Origin of the sequence: Nocardia transvalensis NBRC 15921, from assembly GCF_000308875.1 — a bacterium.
In the GTDB taxonomy this organism is placed as follows: domain Bacteria; phylum Actinomycetota; class Actinomycetes; order Mycobacteriales; family Mycobacteriaceae; genus Nocardia; species Nocardia transvalensis.
In genome coordinates this window covers 42319-57852 of the sequence record NZ_BAGL01000120.1, presented here as the reverse complement: position 1 = coordinate 57852, position 15534 = coordinate 42319, and the positions used below count along the sequence as shown (strand labels likewise).

Here is a 15534-nt window from a genome sequence, read left to right as displayed (position 1 = left end):
CCACCACCACACCCCCACCGACCTCGACACCCTCACCACCCACCTCTCCACCGCCGCCCGCGTCCCCATCACCGCCACCATCGTCACCACCGGAACCGACACCATCCCCACCGCCGCCGACCAAGCCCACCAACTCCTCGACATGGTCGCCCGCCTCCACAGCGAACCCGCCCTCTACCGCTTCGACGACCTCGCCCTCGAATACCAACTCACCCGCCCCGGACCCGGCCGCGAATACCTCGGCAGCCTCCTCGACCCCCTCGACCACCACCCCGAACTCCTCGACACCCTCCAAACCCACATCGCCCACAACCTCAACCGCCAACGCACCGCCCGACTCCTCCACGTCCACACCAACACCGTCGACTACCGCCTCAAACGCATCGGCCAACTCACCGGCTTCGACCCCACCCAAGCCAGCGGCCTCTGGTACCTCCGCTCCGCACTCGTCGCACGCTCGTACCGCGCCGCGTGACCGGCGGCGGAGGAGTCAGGAGATCGAGAAGAAGAGGGTGCCCACCGGACGGATGACGAGCGGTATCCGTCCGGTGGGCGCACCGCCGCCCGCGGTGGCGCTGGGGTCCGAGCAGGAGGGAGTCGTTGGGGTCCCTGCTCGACGCGACCACGTATCGCGGCGGTATGCGCTCGCCGACCAGGGTGTTCGGCGGGTTGGCTGAGTCGGCGAGCGCACGATCGGAACAACGATGTTCACGAGCAGCGTGTGCCACGCTGCATGGATTCACCGTACGGGCCGACCGGTACGTCGGCCCGGCGAAGCGCCCCGCTCTGGACCTTCTCATAGGCGATCCTCGGAATACCTTGGGAACCGGCACAATTCGCCCCTCACGGCGACCTCGGGACGGCCGATGATTGCGCGGGCGATTGCCGGGTACACGCCCCACATCGGGCGGCAGGAGCGACACCGAGGACGCCGCCGTACCGCCTCTCGACACCGTTGAGGAGGAAATGAGATGGACAGGGGAAGCACTACGGACGATTCCCGCCGGGACACGCGTTTCGTCGCCGGCATCGACGCGTTGCCCGATTACGACGCGGTGGCGGCGGTCCCCGACGCGCGGCCGCAGGATCCGATCGCCGACAACGGGCCACAGGGCCCCATTCCGGCTTCCGGATACCCCGATCCGGTCCCGAACCCCGGCCCGCCGACGCCGGACCCCCAGCCCCCGCGCCCCGACCCGAATCCCGAACCACCGCGGCCGAATCCGAATCCGCAACCACCGCTGCCGGATCCCGAGCCGCGACCGCCCGGGCCGACTCCGCAACCGCCCGGGCCGGAACCGCAACCGCCGCTGCCGGGACCGGTGCCGCACCCCGTGCCGCCGGGCCCGAACCCGTCGCCGGATCGACCGCCGGACCCCTACGACCCGATCCCGCCCACACCGCCGGTCAGTCGCGCAGCGCCTCTTCCCGGAGCCAGGTCAGCGTACGGGTGAGAATGCGGGAGACGTGCATCTGGGAGACGCCGAGCGCGTCGGCGATCTGAGTCTGGGTCCTGCCCTCGAAGAACCGCATGATCAGAATCCGGCGCTCCCGCTCGGGCAGCTCCGCGATCAGCGGTTCGACGGCCAGGTACTCGTCGACGCGCTCGTATTCCGGTTCCTCCTCCCCGAGCGCCTCGCGCAGTGACAGCGGGGCGTTCTGGCCCTCGTCCCCGCCGGTGGCGGCCTCGAGCGAGGAAGTCTGGTAGGCGTTGCCCGCGATCAGCGCCTGGGTCACCTCGACGAGGTCGATCTCCAGGGCCGCGGCGATCTCGCGGGCCTTGGGCAACCGGCCCGTCCGTTGCGCGATCTCGTCCACGGTGGTCCGCACGGATTGCTGAATCTCCTTGGTGCGCCGGGGAACTCGCACCGCCCAGGTGTTGTCGCGGAAGTGCCGGCGCACCTCCCCCATGATCGTCGGCACCGCGAAGGACAGGAACGACGACCCCTTCGTGACGTCGAAGCGGTCCACCGCCTGGACCAGGCCCACCCGGGCCACCTGCAGCAGATCGTCGAAGTTCTCACCGCGGCCGGAGAATCGGCGGGCGATGTGATCGGCCAGCGGCAGGCACAGCCCGATGATCTTCTCCCGCAACGCCTCTCGCTCGGCGTCGGCCGGATCGAGCGCGGCCAGTGCCGCGAATTCCGGTTCTATGTCGTCGTAGCTGTCGCTTCCGCGGTGGCGCCGTCCGCGCTCATCCGTCATCGGCCCCACCTCGGGCCCGGCAGAATTCGACGGTGACCGGGTAACCCCGGCGCGCGGCGTCGAACGCCTCGGTCCGTGCCTCGAGCGTTCGGGTGATGGTCCGCAGTACGTGCCAGCCGAACCCGTCCTCGTCCAGGGCGTCCTCGACGTCGGCGACAGCGGCCACCCGGACGGTCATCGCGCCGTCGTCGTACCCGAAGTCGCAGTCGAGCTCGGAGCCGGGCACGGCCGCCGCGATGAGGGCGGTGGCGATCTCGTCCAGCGCCACCCGGATATCGGTGACCTCGTCCAGCGCGAAATCGGCGATCAGCGCGACCGTCTCGGCCAGCGCGCGCAACATGGTGAGCTGGCTCAGGTCCGCCGGCACCCGAACACCCACCGAGGATGTTCGCACCGGGGACCCCGCAGCCCATTCGTTCATCGACGACAACCTTTTCCTCTCCTCCCACAAAGTCAGGTCGGCCGGGTCTCGCGGGCCGTCGCGCCGGCGGTCGACGTCGGGACCACGTTCGACCCATCGGCCTGGCCCCTCGGAGGGAGCCGACCCGCAATTGTGCCGGTCGTCCGCGTTAATGCGCACATACCCGATGTCGGAGGCGTGAAACCCGCGCCGCGGGTCCGCACTCCAGCCACCCAGCGCGGTCATCTCCCCGCACATGCCCCCGCGGTGTCGACGATGCGGTGCCGCTGCAGCAGGGTTCGGCGTTCCCAGCTGGTATCCGTGCCGATGGCGAGCAGGAACGCCGCGGCGAACCGGGTTCGCCGCGGCGGGAATTCGGAGCGGAATCAGGCGTCCAGCGCGTCCTGAACGGTGTCGTACCAGCGGAACAGCGGCCGCACGCCCGTGATCGTCAGCACGCGCTCGACCTCGGGACCGCCGGCCACGACGCGCAGGTCGACACCGGTCTCACCGGCCAGGCACTTGGCCTCGGCGAGCAGGCGGCTCGATCCGATGCCCAGAAAGCGGGTGTGGCGCAGGTCGAGAACCACGGCGCGAGAACTCGCGGCGACGGCCCGGCCGAGCGCCTGGCGGAACACTCCCGCCATGGCGGCATCCAATTCGCCCTCGACGCGGACGATCGTGCAGCGCCGGCGCCAGTCGCGGACCGGTGCGGGCGGCGGCCACTCGGCCGCAGGAACCGCATCGATCGGACGCTGCATAACGGCAATCGCGGACATATCAGAGCCTCCCGTGCACTAGGCAATTACCAGCTCTGAGCGCGAAGCTCCTACCGAAGGAGGCCGGACGACGAACGGTACTCTCTACGAACCGTCGACCGGCTCGCGAGAAACTCCGTGTTCGAGCCGGGGTCGGCTGTAGTCTCAACCTGGATACAGTCTGCCACGCCGGCGAGCCGTTGTCATCAAGGGCCCGGATGGGGACCGCCCGGCCGCCGGGCGCCACCGGAGCCTCGGGACTCGCCGAAATCCCTTGGTGCACTTGCCTTTTCGCACTCTTCGACCCACGCCGGCGCACCGGCCTGCACACACACCTGCACGAACACCGGAGACAATCGCCATCGGCGCCCGAGTTCGCTTGCTAGCGTGGTCGTTTCGCGGTAGATGTTCGGGGTGACAGTCGATCGGGCGCAGACGTCCGCACAGCGGCGCAGCTGGGAGGAGCTGCCCGCCGCCACGCGTGCCGCGGTCGAGAATCTCACCGGCCCCGTCCTGCGCGCGGAGTCGGTCATCGCCGGGTTCAGCAGCCATCTCGCGACGGTGATCGAGACCGCCGAGGGGCGGATCTTCGTCAAAGGGATGCGCATCGACGACCCCGAGGTCTGGACCCAGCACCGCGAGGCCGTCCTCGGCCCGCACGTCGTCCCGATCGGGCCGCGGCTGCGCTGGCAGATCGCCGCCGCGGGGTGGGATCTACTCGGATTCGAGTATGTCCCAGGGCGTTTCGCCGATTACCGGATCGCCGGCGACCTCGCCGCGGCCGCCGCCGCGATGGCCGCCCTCGGCCGCCTGGCCTGTCCCCCGGACCTCGAACTCAAGGACGCCGAGGTGCGCTGGGGCGCCTACCTCCGCGATCACGCCGAGGGCGCCCGATTCGCCGGCGAAACCCTGCTGCACACCGACTGGAACTACAGCAACGTGATCATGACCGACACCGGCGCACGACTGGTGGACTGGCCGTGGGCCACCCGCGGCGCCTCCTGGATCGATCCCGGCTGCTGGATCGTCTGGCTCGTCTTCGCCGGTCACGAACCGGCGGCGGCCGAGCGCTGGGCCGCCCGAGTCCCGGCCTGGCACCGCGCGGACGACCAGGACCTGCGGGTCTTCGCCACCGCGCTGGCCGCCGAATGGACCGCCACGGCAGGGCGCAATCCCAATGTCTGGACCATCGGCCTGCGCGACGCGGCCCGGCGGTGGGCCGCCTACCGCGCGCGGCGGTGAGGCACGCTCACAGCGCCCGCTCGCCGGCTGCCGCGATCACACCGTCGAGGTGGCTCGCGGTGATCTGGCGCGCGGCGTTGGCCACGGCCGTGATCAGGGCGCTGCCGAAGGCGCCGTGCCGGTCGAACAGCGTCGCCGCGCCGACCGCGATCCCGTCCTCGCTGAGGTGATTGTCGGCCTCGAGACCGACGTCCGGACCGATCGGCATGCGCGAGAGGGCCAGGGTGAGATCGGTATTGATGAATCCGACCCCGGCATCCGACCAGTTGGTGACCATACTGGTCTGCTCGCCCGCCATCGCCGCCAGCACGAACGGCGACAGCTCCTCTCCCGGGATCACCGGCACCGGGCGGAGCCAGCTGCGCTTGCGGGTGGCGTTCTCGTGGTCCGACGGCCGCCGCGACCAGGTCTCCGAGCCATCGCTGTGCCACAGCGGCGCATCCGGGCCGTCCGGGCGCGGGGACAGTCCGGCGGGCGGCGGCACCGGCTGCCGGTCCCGCTTCCAGATCGCGCCCGGCGGCTCCTGCGACGGCCGCAGGAACACCACCGAGGCCCGCGCCGCCGGGACACCGTCTTCGAGTACCACGGCATCGGCGAGGCGGATGCGCTTACCGCCGCGCACCAGGGTCGTCGTCACCGTCAGCGGGCGCATCCGCGCGGGTTTGAACAGATCCACGGTCAGGCGCGCGGGCACGAATCCGTCTTCGCCCTGGTCGCGTTCGAGCGCCCGCGCCAGCAGGCCGCAGAGGGCAGGGCCGACGATCTGGTCCGACGACCATTGGCTCGCCGCGACGGGCCGCGGCGTATATCCCGCGCCCTCGGGATCGAAGTATCCGAATGACTCGCTCACTGCGTGCTGTCCTGCCCGGTCCGGTCGCCGCGGCGACTGATCTTGCCCTCCAGGCAGATATACACGACCAGTGGCCCGGCACCGTTGCCGGGCACTGTTCTCTCCAGGATCCGGTCAGGAATCGTCGTCCTGGATGGAGCGCTGGCGCCCCTCCTGGACATCGGCCTTGGCGCGCTCCTTCTCGGCCTGCGCCTGATGCTTGGCGGCCTCCCGCTCGGATTCGGCCCGTTCCTGCTGGATCCGGCCCTCCTCGCGGAGCTGGTCGTTGCCGAGAACGGCGCCGGCGGCCTCCTTGGCCTTACCCTTCGTTCCCTCGACGGCGCCTTCGACGCCCTCGCGGATTCCGCGCTTCTGCTGTTCTGACATGACACACACCTTTCCTGCATGTCGACATCACTGACAGCTTCGGCCTACCCGGGCTCGCGGGGGCAAAACACGTTGTGTACCAACATGATCCAGGTCACCGCTCAGCAGCGGTCGAGCGCCGTGCGCACCTCCGCCAGATGCTCCTCGACGATCGGGGTGCTCTGTTCCGCCACACCCCGCGCCTCCGGCGCCACGCCGGAGTCGAGTTCCCGGTGGCCGTTCCGCGCCGCCGCCAGATGACCCTCCTCCTGCGCCCGCAGATACGACACGTCGAAATCGCGGCCGGTCTTCGGCGCGATCGCCGCGAGGGTCTGCACCTGTTCGGCGTCAGGTAGCGCCGGCAGCATCAGCCCGTAGCGGTCGGCCACCGCCGTCACCATGCCGTCCAGCCGGAGGTGGTCGGCGACCAGCGCCGGCGCCAGCTCCCGGACCGCCGGGCACGAGGACATGGCATTGGCGCGCCCGCCCGCCGCGATCTCGGTCATATTGCTCTGATGCGCGGCGATCAGGAAGTCTCGGTCCGATTGCGCGAGCGGGGGTTCGGCGTTCGCCGCGGCCGCGCCGCCGCCCAGCATCAGGGCCGAGAGACCCGCGATCACGGTTCTTTGCAGCGTGGGCATGCTACCTCCTGGTCGAATGGAGCCCCTCTGGCCCGCGAATGCCCTCGATCGCCGCCGATACGCCTTTCTCCCCGCACCCGGAATCCGCTACCTTCGCACCGTGCGAGGATCGTGCGAAGCACCGTCTGGTACGCCCGCAAACCTTCGGAACCGGACATCAAGATCAGACCGCCGACCGGGCGCCGAACGCTCGGCGGCGCCGTTGTCGCTATCCAGATCAGGTGCGGAACGGTGATCAACATCGACACACCGGCGAAAAAACCAATCCGACCGGCGTGGCGGCAACGAATAGCAACTAACCAGCACTCGAAATACGCTCTGCGAGTGCGTATTCGATGTTGCAGATGTACTTGCATATGCTCGCTACGCCGCCTTAGACTCGAGCCGTAAGGCAGTACAGGGGACTACCAGTGAGCCGTTAGGTGAACCGGAGACCAAATCTCACCATCGGTTTCCTACGGCCTGGCGTCAGGGGCTCGAATGAACCAGCCAATGGGTCTCGGCCGACTCGGACTTATGGATAGAGGCCGGACCGAGCAACATCATTACTCGCGGGAAACCGCAACACGATTCGTCATCAACGCGGTCGAGTCCACCGGCGCGGCCACCCGAGACGATTTCGATATCGACCGCATCGTCACCACCGCGCACTCCCAGGTGAACGACTGGGATTTCGACGCGATGCCACCGGAGGCGTTCTGGCGCATCGCGTCCAGTTGCATCCGGCAGTGACGCGGGTACAGCGACCGTCGGCCACGCGCTGACGGTCGTTGTCGTCACAATGTTTTCGCCGCCTCCTCCAGCACCTGACGCGACCGCGCCGGCGCCTCGGCCTGCACGCTGAGCCGGTCCATGACCTGCCGGTACAGCTCCAGATCCTGCGCGCGGTCGAGGTAGAGCGCGCTGGTCAGCTGCTCCATGTAGACGATGTCGGGGAGCTCCGTCTCCGCGAAGCGCAGCATCGTGAACGAACTTCCCGCCGCCGCATGGCCGCCCGCGGCGTACGGCAGGATCTGGATCGTCACATTGGGCCGGCTCGACAGCTCGATCAGATGCTCGATCTGCGCCCGCAGCACCTCGTTTCCGCCGATCGGCCGGTGCAGTACGGCCTCGTCCAGCACCGCCCACAGCGTCGGCCCGCCGCGCCGCTCGAGGATCTCCTGGCGCCTCTTACGCAGTTCCACGCGACGCGCCGTCTCGGAGTTCTCGTGGCCGAGCGCGACGACCGCGCGCATGTACTCCTCGGTCTGCAGCAGGCCCGGGACCAGCTGCCCCTCAAAGGTTCTGATCGATTTCGCGGCGTGCTCCAGGCCGAGATAGGTCTCGAACCAGGGCGGGAGCAGATCACTGTAGCGGTGCCACCAGCCCGGCTGATTGGCCTTGCGCACGAGATCCAGGAACATTTCCCGCTGATCGGCGTCGCTCACGCCGTACAGCGACAGCAGATCGCGGATATCGCGTTCCTTGAATCCCGTGCGCCCCAGTTCCAACCGGCTGATCTTGGCATGTGACCCGCGAATGTGGTCACCTGCCGCCTCGCGCGTGATATTCGCGTCTTCTCGAAGTTTGCGGAGCTGCCCACCGACCGCGATCCGGAGCGCTGTCGGACCACGATCGGCGGCAAGCGATTCCGCATGGCGGATCCGGACGGGTTCACCGATCATGAGTCCTACTCCGATGCTCGAACGGTCATCGGCAGTGAGGTCATAACCGCCTCGTCGCAGACCACACCGCGCCGAAGGGCAATCCTACCTTTCAGCGGGCCAGATCGTCGAACTCCCCACTCTTCGCGCCGCGCAGGAACGCGTCGATCTCGGGGCGGGTGTAGACCAGCACCGCACCCTCGGGATCTCTCGAGTTGCGCACGGCGACCAGACCATTGGCCAGATCGGCCACCTCGACGCAGTTTCCGCTCGGGTTGCTGAACGAACTCTTCCGCCAGCTCAGATCGGACGGGCGACCAACACCCATCGACATCGTATCGGTCATTGCTGTCTCCCTGCTCGATGGTGCCGACTCCCGCCGCCAGCTACGGCGGGCCCGGTGCTTGCATATGTTCGCGCAAATGTTCTTACAGTTGAAACCGACACCCAGACGATAGCACGCCAGTTGCCGGCAATCGACCCCTGCGAGATATCGGAACCGTAAGAGCGGCAAGACCTTTGAAATCGACTGGCCAGCACGGGTACAAACCGGTCGGCTAGAAGAATTCCAGCCGACCAGTCGGTTATGCTGTGGTAGACGGAATTACAAGGCCCGATTTCCGCCGAAATGGGCGGTTTCGACGGGCGACGCTCCGACCAGGGCCACAAGTCTCTCGACACACCGCCGCGACTGTGCAGATGTACTTGCATCTGCACGGCGCAGCGCCTTAAACTCGATCTCGACGAGAGTGGCCGGAGTGCACCGGATTCGAGGGAGCCCCGCGCCAGCATCGCCAGCGTTGCCAATTGCACTCTCCGCGAACGGCCGAAGGCTTCCCATGACACACATGCTGCAGCATTCCGGTACCCGAAGTTCCGTCGGTGCGGACACCTCCGACGACTGTGCCGACGAACCGCACAATCTCACCTACCGGCGCGCCCGCACGATTCTGCGCGCACACGATCGGCACGTGGGGTGCCGGCAGTGGGTCGCGGCGGCGGCATACCTCTCGGCCGGACTCGACGACGAGTAGCGTCAAGCCCACTGAACACGAAAACTGCCTGCGGGCAACAACTTCGTGCGGCCCAGGGCTTGCGGCGGAGTTCTACCATGGGGTAAACGACTGCCGTCGCGCGGAACGAGTTCACCATGCTCCTCCAAGCCGCACACGAGTTCACACTGGCCCAGATCCAGAACCCGACGCCGGAGGCTCCCCCGGCGGCGGACAAGTTTCTGAAGCTCGTCCGCTATTTCACCTGGTTCGTTCTCCTGTCCGGCACCCTGGCGATCATCTACGCCGGCGGCCGGTTCGCGTGGGAGAAGTGGAGTGGCGGGCCGTTGCAGTCACCGAAGATGGTGGCGGGCGCGCTGATCGGCGGCATCCTCGCGACCAGCGCGGGAACCATCATGAATTCCATTGTGGGAACGTAGATCTCGCCGCACGGTGGCGACGGCCGGGCGATGCCCCGGCCGTCGCCGGTCGAACGTAGGGGTGTCAGGACCGCACGGCGGTGACGAGACTGACGAGCGCCGAGACCAGGCCGGCGCCGGGTTCCCCGGCGGGCGCCGGGCGGCCGTGCTCGCGCAGGTAGTCCGGCACATCGACGCGCTCGGCGGACCAGCCGCGCGCGGTGAACCATTCGGCTGCCTCGCTGCGCGGCTCGTTGTAGATCAGACCGACCCATTCGTTGCGGGCGTTCTCGGTCTCCTCGCCCTGCTCGGCGAATGCGGCCGCCGCGGATTCGGGCATCTGGTCCATCTGCTCGATCGCCACGCGGCTGCCGGGGGCGCTCAGCGCGTCGATCGTCTCGAACAGCTGCTCCACCGCGTCGGCGGGCAGGTAGATGAGCAGCCCCTCGACGAGCCACGCGGTCGGCGCCGACGGGTCGAAACCGCTGTCGCGCAGGGCCCGGGGCCAGTCGTCGCGCAGGTCCGCCGGGATCTCCCGGCGGTCGGCACGGGGCTCGTCGCCGTTGCCGGAGAGCACCTCGCGCTTGAAATCCAGCACCTGCGGCCGGTCCAGTTCGTAGACGACGGTGCCGTCGGCCCAGGGTAGCCGGTAGGCGCGCGCGTCCAGACCGGCGGCCAGGATCACCACCTGCCGGATATCGGCCGCCCCCGCCTCGCGGAAGTAGTCGTCGAAGTATCTCGTGCGGGCGGCCTGGAACTCCTGGAAGTCCTTGCCGAATTCGGTGTCGGTGAGCGGGTGTCCGGGCACTTCGCCGTCGAGCAGCGCCGCCCATTCCGCACCCGCGGCACGTAGGAAGTCCTCGGCGAACGGATCCTCCGCCAAGGCGCCCGGCTCGTCACCGGCCAGGGCGCGCGCGGCGGCGACGAACAACGCCGTCGACCCGACACTCGATTTGATATCCCACGTATCTCCCTCGGTACGCATGATCGACAACCTACCCGCCCGGTGCCCGGCCAGCATCCGGGCGTCACTCCCCACCGCTGAATCGGGGGCCCGAATGCCGATACCGCACAGCCTGTTTCAAGGCCCGCCGGCCGGGCCCCGATCTCACACCCGCGCCGTCGCCGGATGGCGCAGGGCGGGCCGCCGGGCGAGGGTGATCCAGCGCAGCGCCCATTCGGCGGGTCCGTAGCGATACCGGCGCAGCCACAGCGCGCTGAGCGCGAGCTGGGCGCAGAAGATCGCGACCGCGAGCGCGAGCAGCCCCGCCGGGCCCACCGAACCCGCGGCGCCCAAGCCGATTCCGGTGAAGACGAGCAGCCCGATCAGCGACTGCGCCAGGTAGTTCGTGAGCGCGATCCGCCCGGCCGGTGCGAGCGCGCCGCGCAGCCACGCGGTGCGAGGACGGTGCATGAGCCGCAGCAGGGTCGCCACGTAGGCGGCCGACAGCAGCGGCGCGCTCGCGATTCCGGCCGCCGACACGAGCGGCGTCGACGGTCCCCCGCCCAGTGCGTAGACCAGGCCACCGGCCAGGCCGAGGGGAAATCCGATCCACTGCATGCGGCGCAGCACCGGTTCGTCGCCGCGCACCCGCGCCAGCAGCCCGCGCCGACCGGCGACCATGCCGAGCAGGAACATCGCGAGGGCGGTCGGGCCCTGTGTCGTGAGCGCCTGCAACACCAGCAGCGACAGTCCCGACAGGTGCTCGCCGATGACATCGCCCCAGCCGCCCAGCATCGCCTGCGTCTGCTCGGCCGCCGTCGTCCGCGCCTGATCGGCGTCCGGCAGGAACGACGAGGTGTCCACCAGCAGTCCGGTCGCGACGATCGACGCCAGGACGACGGCGTAGATCCAGCCCGCCACCCGGATCGCGGTGCGGTCCCGCACATTCCGCAGCCACAACAGGATCAGGCAGGCCACGGCGTAGGTGGTGAGCACGTCGCCGCCGTAGAGCAGCACCGTGTGCAGCACCCCGATCGCGAACAGGCCCGCGATCCGGCGCAGCATGCGCGGCACGAACTCCGCGCCCGCCCGGGTCGCGGCCGACATCTGCAAGGTGAAGCTGTAGCCGAACAGGAACGAGAACAGCAGGTAGAACTTCATGCCCACGAGCAGTTCGACCGCGGCGCGCACCGCCTCGTCCAGCGCGCCGGAGTGGGCCGGGTCGGTGACGAGATTCCCCGGATAGGCCGAGGCCATGAACGTGATGTTGACGATGAAGATGCCCAGCAGCGCGAACCCGCGCAGTGCGTCGACATCCCGAATTCTCTGCTCGGCCATCTGTTCCTCCCCGGCACTCAGCACGCCGGCTATCTAATATCCAATGGATACTTTCCGTGGGATACTATCTCGAGGACACCGCGGATGCCAGGATGGATTCCGAGCGGAGGAGGTGGCGGATGCGCGAACCGGACGCGGCGGCGGTCCCGGCGGAGCTGGCGCGGCTGTGGCGGCTCCCGGCCCCGCAGCGGCAGGGCCGTCCCCCGGCCCTCGACGCGGAGACGGTCGTGGCGGCGGCGGTGGCACTGGCGGACGCGCGGGGCCTGGCCGCGGTCACCCTCGACAAGGTCGCGCAGACACTGGGTTTCACCAAGATGGCGCTCTACCGCCACGTCGGTTCGAAGGAACTGCTGCTGGAACTCATGAGCGACGCGGCGCTCGGCCCGGCGCCGGATATCCGCTACCCGCCGCCACGGTGGCGCGAGGCGCTCACCGCATGCGCGCTGGCCCTGCGCGAGCGGTATTCCGGCCGTGGCTGGCTGCTGCAGATACCGATCTCGGGGCCGCCGCGCGGACCGCACGTGATCGACTGGCTCGATGTGCAGCTGCGCGCGCTGCGCGGCGCCGATCTGGACTGGGGTACCAAACTGAGCCTGCTGATGCCGCTCGACGGGTACATCCGCCAGGCGTGCCTGCAGGAACAGCAGATGCGAGCCGCCCGGGGCGAGCGCGACCAGGCCGACGTCGAATTCGAATACGGCGCGACACTGGCCCGCCTGGTCGACCCCGAACGCTATCCGGACGCGGCACAGGTGTTCGCGGCCAACCCTTTTCCGGAATCCGTCGATCCCGGCCGGGATATCGCGGACGAGGACTTCCGGTTCGGGCTGGAGGTGGTCCTGGACGGCATCGCCGCGGCACTCGGCCGCCGCCGCGACAACTCGTGACCGGCCCGGTCAGGACGTGGGCGGCAGCACCGTCGGCGGGAGCAGATCCTCCAGCGGGGCGGGCCCGGTGTAGCGCCGGCACTGGCAGCCGGACCAGGCCTTCATGCCGTATCCGGTCTTGCGGAAGGTCTCGGCGTGGCAGGAGCCCTGCTCGCGGTCGTGCAGCGCCAGCTCGTGACCGCAGCCGCAGAGCGACGGCGACACCTCCGCCGCCCGCGCCCGCCTGCGTCCCGCCCGGCCGCACGCCCACCCCACACCGACCAGACCGGCGCCGACGACAAGGCTCAGTGGATCGAACATGGTTGCAGTATACGTATACGCATAGCGATTCCGCACGCGATCCGCGCTCGTACGGTGGGAGGTAGCAGACCGCGAGGTATGGAGAGGATTGCGGGTAGTCGCCGAACGAGGAGGTGGCCGGGATGACCGACGACGTCGAAAAACGGTGGCACGACCCCGGGATGTACCGTCGCGCCGCGGGCTACGTGGCGGCGGTGCTCGTGGCGGCCGCACTGGTGGGCGTAGCCGTCACGACCTGGGCCGAGCGGCGCGAACCGTGTGCGGACGCCGGTTCGGTCTTCTGCGATACCGCGTCGCGCGCAACGATTCTCGCGGGGCCGGGCGTGGTATTGGCGGCCGGGACGGTGGGCGCGTTCGTCGCGACCTACCGGGTGTGGAAGCGGCATCGCGCCTGGCCGATCTGGCAGGGCGCGGGCTGGTTCCTCATGACGGTCACGCTGGCATTCCTGGCCGTCGGCGCGGGCACCGTCGGCGCCTGACGGGGTGGCCGCCCGGGCGCGGGCGCGCGGGCGGCCACCGGGACGATCAGGCTACCGGCGCGGGACGCCGCATCAGCCGGTTCACCAGCGGATATCCGGCACAGACCAGGACGGCCCACACCGCACCGACGATCAGCGCCGTGCGACCGCTGTCGGTGAAGAACAGCAGCACGACCACCAGGCCCAGGAACGCCAGCGCCAGCACGCTGGTCACCGGCGCGCCGGGCAGCCGGTAGTCGCTGGCCGGGAGTTCGCCGCGGGCGACCCTGGCCCGATAGATGATGTGACAGACGAGGATCATCCCCCACACGAAGATGATGCCCATGGTGCTCACCGAGGTGATGTAGCTGAACGCCTTGTCCGGCGAGATCACGTTGACGATCACGCCGATCACCATCGCCGCCGCCGACACCACGATGCCCACGTACGGCACCTGCCGCCGGCTCAACCCGGACAGCGCGGCCGGAGCCTCCTCGCGCTGGGCCAGGCTGCGCAGCATGCGCCCGGTGGAGTAGATGCCGGAGTTGCACGACGACAGCGCGGCGGTCAGCAGCACGAAGTTGATCAGGCCCGCCGCGCCCGGAATCCCGATCTGCGCGAACACCTCGACGAACGGGCTGTTGCCGCTGTGGAACTCGGTCCACTTCACCACCGACATGATGATGATCAGCGCGCCCACGTAGAACAGCCCGATGCGCAGCGGCAGCGAGTTGATCGCCTTGCGCAGCGTCTTGCGCGGATCGGCGGCCTCGCCCGCGGTCACGCCGACCAGTTCCACACCGACGTAGGCGAACACCACGATCTGCAATGCCAGCAACGCCTGGTCGAAGCCGGTCGGGAACACACCCCCGGTATTCCACAGATTGGCCACGGTCGAATGGTCGGTGTGCCCGAATCCGAAGATCAGCACGCCGAGCCCGATCAGGATCATCGCCACGATGGCGGTCACCTTGATCGCGGAGAACCAGAACTCGCCCTCACCGAAAAGCTTCACCGAGATCAGGTTCGCCGCGAACAGCACGCCCAGGACCACCAGCGCGGTCGCCCATTCCGGGACCGCGAACCAGTACTTCACGTACTTGCCGGCAACCGTGATCTCGGCCATACAGGTGGCCACCCACACGGCCCAGTATGTCCAGCCGGTCACGAAACTGGCGAAGCGCCCGAGGAATTCGTGCGCGTACTCGGCGAAACTGCCCGACACCGGACGGTAGGTCAGCAGTTCGCCGAGCGCTCGCATGATGACGAAGATCGCGAGGCCCGCGGCGAGATAGCACAGGATCAGTGCCGGGCCCGCCTGCTCGATGGCGCCGCCGGCCCCGTAGAACAGGCCGGTGCCGATCGCGCCGCCGATGGCGATCATCTGGATGGTCCGCGGGTTGAGCCCGCGTTTGTAGCCCTCTTCCTCGCCCGCGGTCGCGAGCGGCGGCGCACCGGGCGCCACCGTATTGCGGTCAGTCATGGGCCCACACGCTACCGCGCGATGTTAGCGTGCGCAGGGCGGTTCCACCGGCACGCCGGTTCAGCCCTGCTGGGCCTCCCACATCCAGTGCAGCTGTTCCAGCCGCGCGGTGATGCCGATCAGCAGGTCCTGGGTCACCGGATCGGCCTTGTCGGTGACGTCGACGCGCTGACGCATCCGGCGCACGATGGCGGCGATATTCCCGGTGATCGCGTCGACGACGTCGACATCCTGCTGCCATCCCGCGGGCAGCCCCTGCGCACCCGACCCGTCGGCCACAGTGCGGGCGCGCCCGTCCGGGCTGACGCCGATGGCGGTGGCGCGCTCGGCGGCGTCGTCGGTGAACTCGCGCGCGTCCGTGACCAGCTCGTCCAGCGCCAGGTGCAGCGACCGGAAGCGCGGGCCGATGACGTTCCAGTGCGCCTGCTTCGCGATCAGAGTCAGATCGATCAGGTCGACCACGGTGCCGTTCAACGCCTCGCCGGCGATGCGCTGCTGTTCGGGATCCAGGGTGGTGGTGATCGGTTGTGCCACGGTGTAACTCCCTTCCTCGTCGCTTCTCCCGGCCATACCCGGGCGAGCGGAGATAAACCGTCGTAGCCGGACCGGGACGAGTGACCCATCGCACAG

At 69.0% G+C, this 15534-nt stretch carries 20 protein-coding genes; 7 read left to right on the top strand and 13 right to left on the bottom strand.

Annotated features, from left to right (window positions below; translation table 11 throughout):
- Window positions 1–475, top strand: a 475-nt coding sequence (locus ON41_RS31940) for a PucR family transcriptional regulator (RefSeq protein WP_040751868.1), incomplete at its 5' end; no start/stop codon positions are given.
- 932 nt (window positions 476–1407) lie between these two features.
- On the opposite strand, the gene ON41_RS31935 is transcribed toward ON41_RS31940, so the two are convergent.
- The 3 genes from ON41_RS31935 to ON41_RS31925 all read right to left on the bottom strand — a co-directional run bounded on the left by ON41_RS31935 (window position 1408) and on the right by ON41_RS31925 (window position 3384).
- Entirely contained in the window at window positions 1408–2205 is a 798-nt protein-coding gene (locus ON41_RS31935; RefSeq protein ID WP_040751866.1) for an RNA polymerase sigma factor SigF, read from the bottom strand.
- Window positions 2195–2626, bottom strand: a complete 432-nt coding sequence (locus ON41_RS31930) for an ATP-binding protein (protein ID WP_040751865.1) — start codon at window positions 2624–2626, stop codon at window positions 2195–2197. Before ON41_RS31930 ends, ON41_RS31935 begins: the two co-directional genes overlap by 11 nt.
- Before the next feature lie 365 nt (window positions 2627–2991).
- Complete coding sequence (locus tag ON41_RS31925; RefSeq protein ID WP_083905786.1) at window positions 2992–3384, bottom strand: STAS domain-containing protein; 393 nt, start codon at window positions 3382–3384, stop codon at window positions 2992–2994.
- Between the two features lie 393 nt (window positions 3385–3777).
- Between ON41_RS31925 and ON41_RS31920 the strand changes: the two genes are divergently transcribed.
- Entirely contained in the window at window positions 3778–4605 is an 828-nt protein-coding gene (locus ON41_RS31920) for an aminoglycoside phosphotransferase (protein ID WP_157185694.1), read from the top strand.
- Window positions 4606–4612: 7 nt separating this feature from the next.
- Here ON41_RS31920 and ON41_RS31915 read toward each other — a convergent pair whose 3' ends face one another.
- The 3 genes from ON41_RS31915 to ON41_RS39440 form a co-directional block, all read right to left on the bottom strand.
- Window positions 4613–5455: a PaaI family thioesterase gene (locus ON41_RS31915; protein WP_051162928.1), complete on the bottom strand. Its 843-nt coding sequence runs from the start codon at window positions 5453–5455 to the stop codon at window positions 4613–4615.
- A gap of 114 nt (window positions 5456–5569) precedes the next feature.
- Window positions 5570–5821, bottom strand: coding sequence for a microaggregate-binding protein 1 (gene mbp1 / locus ON41_RS31910; protein ID WP_040751864.1), 252 nt, complete (start codon window positions 5819–5821; stop codon window positions 5570–5572).
- A gap of 101 nt (window positions 5822–5922) precedes the next feature.
- Window positions 5923–6441, bottom strand: a complete 519-nt coding sequence (locus tag ON41_RS39440) for a DUF4142 domain-containing protein (RefSeq protein WP_083905785.1) — start codon at window positions 6439–6441, stop codon at window positions 5923–5925.
- A gap of 516 nt (window positions 6442–6957) precedes the next feature.
- Between ON41_RS39440 and ON41_RS31900 the strand changes: the two genes are divergently transcribed.
- Complete coding sequence (locus tag ON41_RS31900; RefSeq protein WP_063709988.1) at window positions 6958–7173, top strand: hypothetical protein; 216 nt, start codon at window positions 6958–6960, stop codon at window positions 7171–7173.
- A gap of 44 nt (window positions 7174–7217) precedes the next feature.
- Here ON41_RS31900 and ON41_RS31895 read toward each other — a convergent pair whose 3' ends face one another.
- Together ON41_RS31895 and ON41_RS31890 are read right to left on the bottom strand one after the other, a co-directional pair.
- Window positions 7218–8105, bottom strand: a complete 888-nt coding sequence (locus ON41_RS31895) for a Sco1979 family transcriptional regulator (RefSeq protein WP_040751861.1) — start codon at window positions 8103–8105, stop codon at window positions 7218–7220.
- Window positions 8106–8196: 91 nt separating this feature from the next.
- Window positions 8197–8430 carry a DUF397 domain-containing protein gene (locus ON41_RS31890; protein WP_040751860.1) on the bottom strand — a complete coding sequence of 78 codons (234 nt, stop codon included), beginning with the start codon at window positions 8428–8430 and terminating at the stop codon, window positions 8197–8199.
- 493 nt (window positions 8431–8923) lie between these two features.
- On the opposite strand from ON41_RS31890, the gene ON41_RS31885 reads away from it, so the two are divergent.
- Both ON41_RS31885 and ON41_RS31880 read left to right on the top strand, forming a co-directional pair.
- Window positions 8924–9118 (top strand): hypothetical protein, encoded by a 195-nt coding sequence (locus tag ON41_RS31885; RefSeq protein WP_051162923.1) that lies wholly within the window; start codon window positions 8924–8926, stop codon window positions 9116–9118.
- Between the two features lie 116 nt (window positions 9119–9234).
- On the top strand, window positions 9235–9516 hold the full coding sequence (locus ON41_RS31880; RefSeq protein WP_040751858.1) for a hypothetical protein: 282 nt from the start codon (window positions 9235–9237) through the stop codon (window positions 9514–9516).
- Between the two features lie 64 nt (window positions 9517–9580).
- Here ON41_RS31880 and ON41_RS31875 read toward each other — a convergent pair whose 3' ends face one another.
- On the bottom strand, window positions 9581–10480 hold the full coding sequence (locus ON41_RS31875) for a class I SAM-dependent methyltransferase (protein WP_040751857.1): 900 nt from the start codon (window positions 10478–10480) through the stop codon (window positions 9581–9583).
- Window positions 10481–10603: 123 nt separating this feature from the next.
- Window positions 10604–11776, bottom strand: a complete 1173-nt coding sequence (locus tag ON41_RS31870; RefSeq protein WP_040751889.1) for a DUF418 domain-containing protein — start codon at window positions 11774–11776, stop codon at window positions 10604–10606.
- A gap of 119 nt (window positions 11777–11895) precedes the next feature.
- Between ON41_RS31870 and ON41_RS31865 the strand changes: the two genes are divergently transcribed.
- Window positions 11896–12663, top strand: coding sequence for a TetR/AcrR family transcriptional regulator (locus ON41_RS31865; RefSeq protein ID WP_040751856.1), 768 nt, complete (start codon window positions 11896–11898; stop codon window positions 12661–12663).
- Window positions 12664–12672: 9 nt separating this feature from the next.
- On the opposite strand, the gene ON41_RS31860 is transcribed toward ON41_RS31865, so the two are convergent.
- The gene (locus ON41_RS31860; RefSeq protein ID WP_040751854.1) at window positions 12673–12963 is read right to left on the bottom strand and encodes a hypothetical protein; all 291 of its coding nucleotides are present in this window, start codon (window positions 12961–12963) and stop codon (window positions 12673–12675) included.
- Window positions 12964–13085: 122 nt separating this feature from the next.
- On the opposite strand from ON41_RS31860, the gene ON41_RS31855 reads away from it, so the two are divergent.
- Window positions 13086–13442, top strand: a complete 357-nt coding sequence (locus ON41_RS31855) for a hypothetical protein (protein WP_040751853.1) — start codon at window positions 13086–13088, stop codon at window positions 13440–13442.
- 46 nt (window positions 13443–13488) lie between these two features.
- On the opposite strand, the gene ON41_RS31850 is transcribed toward ON41_RS31855, so the two are convergent.
- Entirely contained in the window at window positions 13489–14904 is a 1416-nt protein-coding gene (locus tag ON41_RS31850) for an amino acid permease (RefSeq protein ID WP_040751852.1), read from the bottom strand.
- 60 nt (window positions 14905–14964) lie between these two features.
- Window positions 14965–15438: a Dps family protein gene (locus ON41_RS31845; RefSeq protein WP_040751888.1), complete on the bottom strand. Its 474-nt coding sequence runs from the start codon at window positions 15436–15438 to the stop codon at window positions 14965–14967.
- Window positions 15439–15534 lie beyond the last annotated feature (96 nt).

Excerpts from the sequence above, each read along its gene's own strand:
- ON41_RS31935 (WP_040751866.1), bottom strand. The coding sequence starts at position 2,205 with ATGACGGATGAGCGCGGACGGCGCCACCGCGGAAGCGACAGCTACGAC.
- ON41_RS31930 (WP_040751865.1), bottom strand. The coding sequence starts at position 2,626 with ATGAACGAATGGGCTGCGGGGTCCCCGGTGCGAACATCCTCGGTGGGT.
- ON41_RS31925 (WP_083905786.1), bottom strand. The coding sequence starts at position 3,384 with ATGTCCGCGATTGCCGTTATGCAGCGTCCGATCGATGCGGTTCCTGCG.
- mbp1 (WP_040751864.1), bottom strand. The coding sequence starts at position 5,821 with ATGTCAGAACAGCAGAAGCGCGGAATCCGCGAGGGCGTCGAAGGCGCC.
- ON41_RS39440 (WP_083905785.1), bottom strand. The coding sequence starts at position 6,441 with ATGCCCACGCTGCAAAGAACCGTGATCGCGGGTCTCTCGGCCCTGATG.
- ON41_RS31900 (WP_063709988.1), top strand. The coding sequence starts at position 6,958 with ATGGATAGAGGCCGGACCGAGCAACATCATTACTCGCGGGAAACCGCA.
- ON41_RS31895 (WP_040751861.1), bottom strand. The coding sequence starts at position 8,105 with ATGATCGGTGAACCCGTCCGGATCCGCCATGCGGAATCGCTTGCCGCC.
- ON41_RS31890 (WP_040751860.1), bottom strand. The coding sequence starts at position 8,430 with ATGACCGATACGATGTCGATGGGTGTTGGTCGCCCGTCCGATCTGAGC.
- ON41_RS31885 (WP_051162923.1), top strand. The coding sequence starts at position 8,924 with ATGACACACATGCTGCAGCATTCCGGTACCCGAAGTTCCGTCGGTGCG.
- ON41_RS31880 (WP_040751858.1), top strand. The coding sequence starts at position 9,235 with ATGCTCCTCCAAGCCGCACACGAGTTCACACTGGCCCAGATCCAGAAC.
- ON41_RS31875 (WP_040751857.1), bottom strand. The coding sequence starts at position 10,480 with ATGCGTACCGAGGGAGATACGTGGGATATCAAATCGAGTGTCGGGTCG.
- ON41_RS31870 (WP_040751889.1), bottom strand. The coding sequence starts at position 11,776 with ATGGCCGAGCAGAGAATTCGGGATGTCGACGCACTGCGCGGGTTCGCG.
- ON41_RS31865 (WP_040751856.1), top strand. The coding sequence starts at position 11,896 with ATGCGCGAACCGGACGCGGCGGCGGTCCCGGCGGAGCTGGCGCGGCTG.
- ON41_RS31860 (WP_040751854.1), bottom strand. The coding sequence starts at position 12,963 with ATGTTCGATCCACTGAGCCTTGTCGTCGGCGCCGGTCTGGTCGGTGTG.
- ON41_RS31855 (WP_040751853.1), top strand. The coding sequence starts at position 13,086 with ATGACCGACGACGTCGAAAAACGGTGGCACGACCCCGGGATGTACCGT.
- ON41_RS31850 (WP_040751852.1), bottom strand. The coding sequence starts at position 14,904 with ATGACTGACCGCAATACGGTGGCGCCCGGTGCGCCGCCGCTCGCGACC.